We start from the raw sequence: 11765 nt of genomic DNA on the forward strand, positions 1-11765 counted from the left end.
GGGCGTGACCAAGGTGGAACTGGACGAACTTCTGACCCGCGCCGATTTCATCACTTTGCATGTGCCCCTGACCGACAAGACCCGCAATATCCTGTCGGCCGAGAACATCGCCAAGACCAAGAAGGGCGTGCGTATCATCAATTGCGCCCGGGGCGGTCTGGTGGATGAGACGGCCCTCGCCGAGGCGTTGAAATCGGGTCATGTCGCGGGGGCGGCTTTCGACGTCTTTGAAACCGAACCGGCAACGGCCAGCCCGCTCTTCCATCTGCCGAACGTCGTCGTGACCCCGCATCTGGGTGCCGCCACGACTGAGGCGCAGGAAAACGTTGCCCTTCAGGTTGCTGAACAGATGTCGGACTACCTGCTGACGGGGGCGGTGCAGAACGCGCTCAACATGCCCTCGGTCACCGCCGAAGAGGCCGCCGTCATGGGGCCGTGGCTGAAGCTCGCCCAGCATCTGGGCGCTTTTGCGGGTCAGATGACGGATGAGCCGGTCAAGGCGATCAACATCCTTTATGACGGTACCGTTGCCAAGATGAACCTTGAGGCGCTGAATTGCGGCGCCATTTCGGGGATCATGAAGGCCACGAACCCGGACGTGAACATGGTCTCGGCCCCGGTCGTCGCCAAGGAACGGGGCATCAAGATCTCCACCACTCACCAGGAAAAGGGCGGCGTCTTTGACGGTTACATGAAGCTGACCGTGGTGACGGAGAAACGCGAACGCTCCATCGCGGGCACCGTCTTCAGCGATGGCAAGCCGCGCTTTATCCAGATCAAGGGCATCACCATCGACGCCGAGATCGGGGCCCATATGCTCTACACCACGAATGACGACGTGCCGGGCATTATCGGAACGCTTGGTCACACGCTTGGCAATGCCGGGGTGAACATCGCCAACTTTACCCTTGGCCGGGCAGCGCAGGGCAGCGATGCCATCGCGCTTCTCTATCTCGACGAAGCACCGAAGGTGGAGGTGCTGCGGGCGCTGGAGGCCACCGGCATGTTCAGCCAGGTCAAGCCGCTGGTCTTTGACGTGGCCTGACCGATATTGGCCGGCGCCTCAGCCGGGTGCCGGCCTGTCGGACAGCTAGGAACACTTTGTCTTATCGTCGGCTTGTGTCGCGCTTGCTCCCGGGCGAAAGGCGTTCAGCCACCAAGTCCACAAAGGTCTCTCAGCCCGAATTCGCTGCGTGCTGCATGGACGTCTGCCTGACCCCGATGGGTCAGCCGTGCTGCCCGAGAGTGCACGCCTGACCGTCACTTCGTGTCAAAGCGCTGGCCGTAGTGGGCGAGCTTCGCATCACAAAGCGTCTCAGATGTCGAACGTGGCGAAAACCGGCGCGTGATCCGAGGGTTTTTCCCACCCACGGACATGGCGCAGAACACGGCTGCCATGCGCGGCATTGGCGATATCGGGCGTCGACCAGACATGATCCAGCCTGCGTCCCTTATCGGCTGCGTCCCAGTCGGGCGACCGGTAGGACCACCAGCTGTAGAGCAGCCCCTCGGGAATGTCCTGCCGGGTGATATCCACCCATTTACCCGCCTCCATCGCCTGGCCCAGATGCTCCACCTCAACCGGCGTATGGCTAACGATCTTAAGAAGCTGTTTGTGTGACCACACATCGTCTTCACGCGGGGCGATGTTGAGGTCACCGACAAGGATCGACTTCTGCGGTTTGTCGGAATGCGCCCAGTCCCGCATCGCGGTCACATAGTCGAGCTTCTGGCCGAATTTCTCGTTCTGCTCACGGTCCGGGATGTCGCCGCCCGCAGGCACATAGAAGTTGTGGATCGTGACACCATTCTCAAGCTGCCCGGCAATATGGCGGGCATGGCCAAGATCGACGAAATCATGCGCCGCGACTTCCTTGATCGGCAGCTTGGAAAAGATCGCCACGCCGTTATAGCCCTTCTGCCCGCGTGCAACCATGTGGGTGTAGCCCAGCGCCTGAAAGCCTTCGACCGGGATCTTGTCCACCGGAGACTTGCATTCCTGCAGGCAGAGGATGTCCGGCATCTCCTCTTTCATCAGCGTCTGCACCAGACCTTCGCGCAGTCGGACAGAGTTGATGTTCCAGGTGGCGATGGTGAAGGGCATGGCTGTCTCCTTGATCCTTGGCCGCGCGACCTTAACGGTGCTGAAAGGCGGCGGCAACGCGCCAACCGCACCTCTCGCCACTTGAGCCCGGCCCCGGTCCATGCAAGATCACTGCACCCGGAGAAAAGGAACGAACCATGCGCTTGCTCATTGCCTTCGCCCTGTCCGCATTGCTGGCCCTTCCCGCCTTTGCGCGGCCGCTTGCCACGGATGAGATGGACACTCTGGGCAAAGCGGTGGACGGCTACCTTGCCGCCATCGAAAAGGCCGATGCGCCCGCCATTGTCAGTGCCCTGCCGCCCCGCATTCTCAATGTCTTTGCCGGGGCCACCGGGACCGAGGCGAAGAAGCTGGAGGCGACGCTGGTCGACCAGACCAAGGCGATGATGAAGGACAGCCGGTTCCGCGATCTCGCCTATGGGCGGTCGCAACTTGTGGCCGAGGATGCGGCCCTTGCCGACGGGACCGCAGTGACCTGGGTTCTGATCCCTACGGCCTTCGTGTCAGAAACCAAAAGCGGCAAGACCAAGCATGAGCAACCGCTTCTGGCGCTGAATGAAGGCGGTGACTGGTACTTCCTGCGGATCGACGGACCGCAGAGCCAGCAGCTTGCCGCCATCGCCTACCCGTTTCTGGCCGAGATAGAGTTCCCGCCGTCATTGGCTTCGGCCGTCAAGTAAGTTCTGCGCTTCAGCTCATGGGTCTTTCTTCTTCGACAACCACCCATACGTCAAACACCTTCATCCGCCGTGTCGCCGGTGCGCTGACCGGACGCCTGTCACGCACGTCGAAGGCTCCCTGATGCAGCGGGCATTCGATGACATGACCATCTAAGTAACCGTAACACAGGTTGGCTCCGCCGTGATTGCAAAGTGCGAGCGACACGTAGAGTCCGGTCAGCGTGTCATAGACCGAAAACCGCCTCTGGCCGAGTCTGACTGCCTTGACCCATCCCTGTTCCAGCGCATCGCCTGCGAGCGCCGCATGGCCGAACGCGGGATCAAGGCGGTGAAGTTCCCGACCGTAAAAAGCCTCGACTGCAGAACGATCCATTCGCTGAACAAGATGGTGGTGTGCCCTTCCGACACGGTCTGAACAGACCCAAATTTGTCGAATTTGCCACAGCACCGCCTATTATTTCCGACACCGGCACATTACGGACAAAGGCGGCAAAGGCTGGGTCGATCTACTATGTAATCATAGACACTAGTTTAATAATTTGGCATCGTCGCCTTTGAGGTGATCTTGCTGTGGGAATTTGCATTGTTAAAGACGAGCGTTAGCCTAACCGCAGTAGTGCTGTGGTTGGCATTTTCAAGTTTGCTGTTTGTATCGGGTTATTTGCTGTTGACTGCGTGCGACCTTGGATGGGGTTGGCTCAACTATTGCAAATCCCCAGCTCAGGTAACTTTGCTGGATATTCAAAAGGAAAATAGGTCGCTATTGCTGCAGCGCGACAATTGGTTGGAGCGGATCAATCAGGCCAAACAATGTGTGATCCCGACACCAGGGGAATCGGAGCCCACTGACGAAGAGACGCAGATTCCTGAAGAGGAATTGGCGCGGTGTCAGGTACCCCCTGCAGACGATCTGTTAGTCGTCCTTGATGTGTCACTTAGCATGGGTTGGGATTATGGTGCGGATCCAGCTATTCTCCAGCAGCTAGACAGTCTCGCAAGGCGCTATCAGCGAGCTGGTCTTTTTGACAAGCAACGCATCTATCAAGAATACCAGAGGACTGAGCGACGGGTGACGGACCCTAGTAAACCCGACCGTATTGATATTGCCCGGCGGGCCCTCACCCCGCTAGTCAGGAACCTGCCTGAGAATACGCGGCTAAAACTGCTTAGCTTTGCGCAATGCAATGTGTCGGTCAGAAATGAGGGTATCTATACGTCCGACAAGGCATCTGAATACGAAGATGCACTGCGACAGCTAAGGCTTCGCGATTCGACGGCATTGGCTGCGGCGATCGACTCGATCCCCAGCCAGACGCAGGCCGGGCGCAGCCCGGACCGACCCGTCAACATCGTAATCCTATCGGATGGTGAAGATAGTTGTAACGGGGATCCATGCGCTGCGGCAGCAAGGCTGAAACAAAAGCTACCCCATGCCAATGTGAGTGTCGTGTCGCTGGCGAAAACGGCTTCTGCGAATGCTTGTATTGCACGGGCGACCGGCGGCCGGTTTCTTGAAGCTGATGACATCGAAGGTCTGATGCGCGCCGTTCGGCAAGCAGGTGGCCAATTGTCGGCGGATGAATGCCTTGCCGTGAATCAAAGCGAAAAACAGGGCGAGTCCAGCTCGGAGGGAAAGAATGAGTGAACAATCTCCAAATCCAGCGCCGAGTGCCATAACGCAGAGACAAAGCGACGGTGAGGTTCTCAAACAGGCCAACTGGATCGCACCTGTCGTCGCAGTTACATTTGCGGCGATTCTGCTGCTTGTTCTGCTCATACCAGGAGTGTTGCGGTATCCGGCCCAGCCCGAAGAAGCTGTTGTTGCTGCTCTCAAGGACAGCAATCAGAGCCTGAAGGAAGAAATCAGTCGGCTCGGTACGATTGAGCGGGGTGATGTGTGTGTGTATGAAGGCGAACTTTATCCCTTGTCAGTCGAAGAGAAAGAATCCGCACCGGATCCGTCCCAGCGTATCGACTTATTGCCGCCTACACCGTCTCGTTCTCAGCCCAATCCCGAGGCAGTGCCGGAGACCGACGAAGCGTTTGGCGGCACTATGGACGACCTGCTGCGCGGCGGTACGGTCCTGATTCTGCGGATTGAAGATAAAGGACTAGTATCGGGGACAGGGTTTTTCGTGAGCGAGACCCATGTCGCGACGAACTCTCACGTGGTTGGCGAAGCGAGCGAACTGATCGTGACCAATGACGTTATCGGTAAACCGGTGAAAGCGAGGGTAGTCGCCAAGTCTCCGGATCCAACAGGTATGAGACTGCCGCAACCTGATTTTGCGTTGCTTGAACTGGAGGAGCCGGTCGCCTCCGCGATTCCGCTTAGCCTTGCTGCCGCGGCGCGGACACAAGGTGTTTACGCCAGTGGCTATCCGGGTTTCTTCCTGGAGGGTGAAGTAGTTGCCTATGCCAAGGCAATTTCGCAGGGTAGGGAGGCAAAGCCGCCTCAGGGCCGGGTGACAAACGGTATCGTGACGACGATCCAGACTGCCCAGCGACCCACTGGCGCGCTTGAATTCATTCCGCATACCGCCAGCCTGTCTCCCGGCAATAGCGGCGGACCTTTGGTCGATCTGTGCGGTCGGGTCGTTGGAATTAATACATTTGTCACACAGTCAGACGGGGGCGATCTCGTTCTTCATGGCGACTATGCTCTTGCAAGTCAGAACCTCGCCGAATTTCTGGGTTCCAACAATATCTCGCCGCCCTTCCTTTCGACCGCCTGCAGCGGCGCGACTAAACTTGCGTCGGAGTAGTCATGGCGCGGAGATTTCTAACTGAGACAGACAGTTCCGGCTTCCGCGCGCTGGTCGTAGGACAACATCAAGTCCACGACAGTTGGGATCAGATTCAGGCGTTTCTGAAATCCAAGCTGACCGCGGAGCACGCGGCAATCTTTGCGGAACCTTATCGAGGGAAGGGGTCGATTTCCTGGATGGCATCATCTGATGCCGAACCCAAGCCTTTGAGGGATCTGGACGAAGAAACACAGAGTGCGGTAGTCGGAAAACTAACTGCACTTCTGGCTGATATCAGTGCGCTGGCGGAAGAAATGGAAGCCAGCAACCAAACGCAGCAGCGGCAATGGGCGTCTCTGCTTAAGGATATACAGCGGTTGCCGGCAGGCAAAAACCTCTCAGAAATGGTTTATGAGGCTGATGGTCAGCCCATTCTTCTGCTATGGGGAATGCGCGACGAAAACTCCGTTGAGTTAAGTGCGCTGTTAACAGAGCGCCTTATCCAAACGCAGCAGGTACGAAGGGCTACTGCCGGTCCCGCGGCGAAGGCGGTTGCTTCAGGTCCGATTGCAGCGGTTGGGCGGTCTTTTTGGATCTGGCTGCTGTGGCTCCTGTTTATATTTATTCTGGCGATCATCCTTTGGCTTTTGCTTCGCGCCTGCTCGGCGGGCGTCCCCGCTGGTTTCAGTTTTTTCGGTAATTGCGCCAGCCCGTCCATCGTGGCCGAAGCCGAGGATGAACGCGCTGAATTGCTGCTCGAATTGGAACGGTTACGCAGGCTGGCGTCGCAGTCGCCACAATGTCGCCTGGATTCGTCCGAGGCCGATCGCACCATAGTTCCTGGTGAAGCCACAGATCCAAGCCGGGCCACTCAGGTCGATCCCAAGGCTGATCCGAATGTCAATCCCACGGCTGAAACGGACGAGCCAACACCGATTCCGGATTTTGATGAAACAGATATCGACCGGGCTCGTGAAGAAGCGTCAGGACAGGAGGGCGATGTGACGGTGACACTTCTTTGGAATGGCTATAGCGACCTCGACCTGATGATTGACTGTCCGGGCGGTGGGCGCGTGGTCAAATCCAGAGGTGTCCAGACGAAATGCGGCGGCAGAGTTGATGTCGATGCTAATCTTTGTTCCGAGCGTGAACGCGCACAGGTCGGTGCCGTTTGTAGCCGTTACAGCAACCAGCCTCAACAAAACCCTGTTGAGAATGCATTTTTTTTCGCGGATGGCGCGGAGGCTGGGCAATATAAGGTGCTGGTCCGCCACTACGCATCTTCGAAGGACTCTGCGAATGCAGCAGTTCCTTTTGTCCTGCAAATTCGGCGTGGTGATGAACGCAAGCGATATCAGGGCACAATCGAACCCGGCAAGCTTGACGAAGTTGCCCGATTTTCAGTGATAGAATAGATAGGAAGTCACCAGTGCTCAAATCCATCATTGATTTCCGCGAAAGTGAAATGGTCAGCCTGATCCCTAACTCAGGGGTTCAGTTCATGGATTTTGCTTTTTCCGAAAGCCATGTCGAGAGCGTGGCCCGTCCGGTGACTTTTGTGGAGCATAGCGACTCTGCTTTCGAGGTCACAATCTTTCCCGTTCATATCGATCAGGAGTCGGAGGAAAGAACTCGTTTTTACTACCCGCGTGACACAAGCGTCATGCAGGAAGTGGACGACGACAATGTCTACAGCGTCAAGGTTACTGACGCTCTTAGGCGATTCGACAGGGAATGGCTGCCTTTCCCTTTCTTCCGCCGCTCAGACAAAGGTTTTGACGAAGGGCCGACGACCTGGGCGCGCATCAAGATCGTAAGGCTTGCGGAACCAGATGAAAAAGGTCGCGAATATCGGCTCATTCTGGCGTTCGATACGTTGTTGACGCCGCGCCTGCCTGGGCAGCCATACACCGCCCCAGAGGAAAACAGCGACGCAACAGACAAAGTCTATTTTGGATTCTGCGCCGATCATGATCGGAATGTCGGTTTTATGAGCCGGGGATGGGTGTCGAATTGGCTGCGTGAAGCTTATGTGCGCGGCTTGGCGCGCCAAAATAATAGGCCCATAGAAAAAGTTACGGTCAACCGGCCGGGTGAACACTGGGCGGCCTATATGACTTTGATAGAAGCCATCAAGACGGCCTGCGAAATACCGGGTATCGAACTGGTCGATATCTTTTCACGCCATGGTCGGGTCGAACCTGTTGATGTCAGCTTGGTGCTTGATGTCGGCAACAGCCGCATCTGCGGTGTGTTGGTGGAGGACAGCGATTCGCATTCCTATGCCGATGTGGCGCAGACGTATCGGCTGGAACTGCGGGATTTGAGTCGCGTCGAAGAGGTCTATTCTGAGCCGTTTGAGAGTCGTATAGAATTCGCGTCTTCGAATTTCGGCTCAGTGCGTCATGCGAGTGATTCCGAGCGTACGAAGCGCGAGGCCTTCTGGTGGCCTAGTCCTGTGCGGATAGGGCCCGAAGCAGCGCGGCTTGCCTCCCTGACTGATGGTACTGAGGGCAGCAGCGGTCTATCCAGCCCGAAACGATACCTATGGGACACGGAAGAACGCCCTCAACCCTGGACAAACAACAATGCCCATCTCGAAGCGGATGCCGAACCGCAGGAAATTCGTGGCCCGATCATCTCGCGGCTAACAGAGAGTGGGCAGCTTGTCGCTCGGGTAAAAGGTGCCATGCCGGGTCTGATGCGGCGCTATTCACGAGCTTCGGTTTACATGCTGATGCTGTGTGAATTGCTGATCCAAGCGGCGACTCAAGTCAATTCTGTTGATGTTCGTCGCAATCGCGCCAATTCCGGAGCGCCCCGCAGGATCAAACAGGTGATTCTTACCCTTCCTACCGCCACGCCCCTGGCCGAGCAGAAATTGATGCGAGAGCGGATTTCCGAGGCGGTCGACATAGTTTGGGATGTTATGGATTGGGATGAAGGTTCCGATGGTGGTGCCGTGTTGAGAAAACCCATTATCCACCTGGACTGGGACGAAGCGACCTGCACGCACCTAGTTTATCTCTATGACGAAATTCGGGACAAGTTTCGTGGCACACCACGGGAGTTCATATCACTCGTCGCGCAATCACCACGCAACAAGGCGGGTGGGGAGCAGCTTAAGGTTGCCAGTATTGATATCGGCGGTGGCACAACCGACCTGATGATTTTGTCGCACATTATTCAGCCCGGTACCGATACTGTGCTTGCGCCGGAACAGGTATTCCGAGAAGGTTTCCGCCTTGCGGGTGACGATATACTCAAAGAAATCGTCGAGCACTATCTGCTTCTAGAAATCAGTACCTGGCTTGGTGAGATTGGGGTCGGCAATCAAGCCATGCTGCTGACCCGGCTCTTCGGTGGCAATGTCGAAGGTATGGGACAGCGGGAAAGAACCATGCGGGCGCAATTGGTGGCTCAGGTGTTTTCGTCCGCTGCCATCGGATTGCTGAATCGCTATGAAAAAGGGGATTGCGCACAAGGTGATAAGCTGCGCCTTGGGGATTTGCTGCTGAGGGATACAGTGGTTGCTGAACCAGCGCTCAGGTGGTTCGGCGAAGCAGCCGGTTTAACGACCCATTCCGGGCACACTCTGCTCGATGCCACGATAGGCTTTGACGCCTCCCTGATCGAACGTCTGATTGACGGCCTTGTCGGCCCTATGATCCGAGATTTGTGCGATCTAGTACGCTGTCACGATTGCGATATCCTGCTGATTTCCGGGCGCCCCTCACAGTTCCCGATCATTCGCCGGATGATCGAAGCGTCAATGCCGGTACCGGCAAACCGCATCATATTTATGGGGCAGTATCCGGTGGGAAACTGGTATCCGTTCCGATCAGATGATCGCCGCATTCGCGACCCAAAGACAACTGCCGTGGTCGGCGCGATGCTGGCTCATATTTGCCAGAAATCGGTTAGCAACCTAACTCTTCGCACTGACGGCCTCAAGATGCGCTCGACTGCGAAATTCATCGGCACGATGGAGGCTGAGGGCAAAATACCCAACCAAAAGGTTCTGCTCAAAAACGTCAATCTGGACACAGGCAAGGGTGTCGATGCATTCGAGCTGTCGATGGAGAGCAGTACTTTCATTGGCTTCCGCCAATTGCCGATTGCCCGCTGGCAGGGGTCTCCGCTCTATCATGTTCATTTCGCCGATCCTGACAAGCTGTCGCGGATCAAGTTACCGCTGAAGGTGAAGTTTGAACGTAACGACAACACTCGCGAAGGTGAAGAAGAAGAGGCGATGGAAGATTTCAAGGTCGTATCAGTGGAACAGGCCGACGGGGAGGGTATGTCTCACAAGGCTGTTGTATGCCGCGTGCAGACGATGGTGATCGAAAATCAGGCCGAAGCGGGATATTGGCTGGATACCGGCGTGCTGCAGATGGGGGAGAAGTAGATGTCGAACCCGGCTAGGAACGATATAGAATTGCGCGATAAGGATCGCGCGCTGGCGGATCGGTGCAATGCTGCTGCCGCGGCATCTTCGAAGGCGGTTGAATGGCTGGACAAGCATCGCGAACCAAGTCCTCGAATTTCGAATCTGCAAAAGCAGCTGCGTCGGCAGGCAGTTGAGGCGCGCCGCCTGGGTACGGCGGCCGCACGGCCGATGTCGGTGGGTGTTTTTGGTGCGAGCCAAATGGGAAAATCCTTCCTGATCGGCAAATTGATCCGCCCAAAGGAGCGCCCTGTCGATGTCATTTTTGGCAAAGGCAACGATGCGGTTCGGCAGGATTTTCTATCACAGGTGAACCCGTCGGGCGGGGATGAGACAACGGGCCTCGTAACACGGTTTTCACTAAGATCTTTCGATACGCCTGCGGGTAATCCCGTGGTGTTACGGATGCTGCGAGAGGTCGATATCCCTAAAATTTTGGCCAACACGTTTCTATTTGACCTGAAAGGCCAATACCGTATTCAACCCGACCCGAAGGTGGAAAGTATCGAAGACCGGTCGCTTACGCCCGAGCGGATCGATCAACTGGCGCAGAAGCTTGAACCACTACGCCAATCCAAGCCGCAGCCCGGGATGAGCATAGAAGACGTTTATGAACTTCGAGAATACGTTGAGAAAAACCTTGAAGATCATGTGCTTAGTCAGGAAACGGCCGAGGGGTATTGGCATTTTCTGGAAACCATGGTGCCCTTCTTGGATGGACCTGGGCGAGTGCTCGCGCTGTCGCCGCTCTGGGCTGAACTGGAGGAGTTTAACGACCTTTATTCCACGCTGAAATCGGCGTTGGACCAGCTTGGGCATCCCAAATTGGTTTTTACCGGCCTGAACGCTTTGGCAAACCGGAGCAAGGGGGTTCTACATGTCAATACGCTGCGAGATCTCGATTCTGATGGCTCACCGGAAACCTTGGCGGTGGTTTCGGACACCAATGCCAATGTAACCCTTCCGATGTGCGTGGTTACTGCACTGACCGCTGAACTTTGCGTCACATTGGAATCTGCGCCGTGGCCATTTTTTACTCATACGGACCTTTTGGATTTTCCCGGAGCAAGATCCCGTGAAAACACCACGGTGCACGATTTTCTGCGCGCCCCGTCTGAGCCGAAGGCGCGGTCCAACTGTTTCTTGCGCGGAAAGGTCGCGGTACTTTTCGACAATTACGCTGCTGATCTAGACCTTAATGTCATGCTGCTTTGTGCAGGTCCCGAAAACTTTGAAGTGAAATCGTTACCGAATCTTCTGAAAGACTGGATCACACGGACACACGGCGAGACACCAGCCAAACGAAGCCGTGTCCCCACCGGACTGTTCTATTGCCTGACGAAATGTGACACGCTTTTCATCCGGAGGGTGGGGCTTGAGGATCCTATTACCGCGCGGTTCGAGAACAACATTGAAGCCTATCCGTGGTGGATCAAGGAATGGGTGCCCGGAAAGACATTCGACAACGTCTTTTTGATCCGCAATCCTGCAATCGAAGATCGTGGAGTATTCGAATATGAGGAAAAACCGGAAGGCTCACCCGATGATTTCGTACCACCCGAAACTGGGCATACACGTGAGTTCCAACAATATCTGGACGACAAGTTCAGCAATCTGTTCCTGAACAACGCCATAGTCCAGGAACACGTCGCTCAGCCTGAGATGAAGTTGAAAGGGTTGCTTGAATTAAACGATGGTGGAACCTCGCTACTGGCAGAGTCCTTAGCGCCAGTTTGTAATCCGGACCTGAAGTACGATCAAATCCTGCCGCGGGCAGAGTCGACCAT

General features: G+C 56.1%; 9 protein-coding genes. 7 read left to right on the plus strand and 2 right to left on the minus strand.

Going from position 1 to position 11765, the window contains the following annotated elements:
* The coding region (locus tag WBB85_RS08425) for an NAD(P)-dependent oxidoreductase (protein ID WP_432638175.1) at window positions 1-1045 on the plus strand (1045 nt) is incomplete at its 5' end.
* 270 nt (window positions 1046-1315) lie between these two features.
* Here WBB85_RS08425 and WBB85_RS08430 read toward each other — a convergent pair.
* Entirely contained in the window at window positions 1316-2104 is a 789-nt protein-coding gene (locus WBB85_RS08430; RefSeq protein ID WP_432638176.1) for an exodeoxyribonuclease III, read from the minus strand.
* Window positions 2105-2241: 137 nt separating this feature from the next.
* On the opposite strand from WBB85_RS08430, the gene WBB85_RS08435 reads away from it, so the two are divergent.
* A complete protein-coding gene (locus tag WBB85_RS08435) occupies window positions 2242-2784 on the plus strand; it encodes a hypothetical protein (protein ID WP_432638177.1) in 543 nt (180 codons plus the stop codon).
* 10 nt (window positions 2785-2794) lie between these two features.
* On the opposite strand, the gene WBB85_RS08440 is transcribed toward WBB85_RS08435, so the two are convergent.
* Entirely contained in the window at window positions 2795-3157 is a 363-nt protein-coding gene (locus WBB85_RS08440) for a Rieske 2Fe-2S domain-containing protein (protein ID WP_432638178.1), read from the minus strand.
* 192 nt (window positions 3158-3349) lie between these two features.
* On the opposite strand from WBB85_RS08440, the gene WBB85_RS08445 reads away from it, so the two are divergent.
* The 5 genes from WBB85_RS08445 to WBB85_RS08465 all read left to right on the plus strand — a co-directional run.
* Entirely contained in the window at window positions 3350-4429 is a 1080-nt protein-coding gene (locus WBB85_RS08445; protein ID WP_432638179.1) for a vWA domain-containing protein, read from the plus strand.
* Window positions 4422-5549 carry a S1C family serine protease gene (locus tag WBB85_RS08450; protein ID WP_432638180.1) on the plus strand — a complete coding sequence of 376 codons (1128 nt, stop codon included), beginning with the start codon at window positions 4422-4424 and terminating at the stop codon, window positions 5547-5549. The genes WBB85_RS08445 and WBB85_RS08450 overlap by 8 nt, the downstream gene beginning before the upstream one ends.
* Before the next feature lie 2 nt (window positions 5550-5551).
* Complete coding sequence (locus tag WBB85_RS08455) at window positions 5552-6946, plus strand: hypothetical protein (protein ID WP_432638181.1); 1395 nt, start codon at window positions 5552-5554, stop codon at window positions 6944-6946.
* 14 nt (window positions 6947-6960) lie between these two features.
* Window positions 6961-9939: a virulence factor SrfB gene (locus WBB85_RS08460; protein ID WP_432638182.1), complete on the plus strand. Its 2979-nt coding sequence runs from the start codon at window positions 6961-6963 to the stop codon at window positions 9937-9939.
* Window positions 9940-11765 (plus strand): virulence factor SrfC family protein (locus WBB85_RS08465; protein WP_432638183.1); only part of this gene is annotated, 1826 nt, incomplete at its 3' end.

The organism is Albidovulum sp. (assembly GCF_049646345.1).
Taxonomy (GTDB): domain Bacteria; phylum Pseudomonadota; class Alphaproteobacteria; order Rhodobacterales; family Rhodobacteraceae; genus Albidovulum.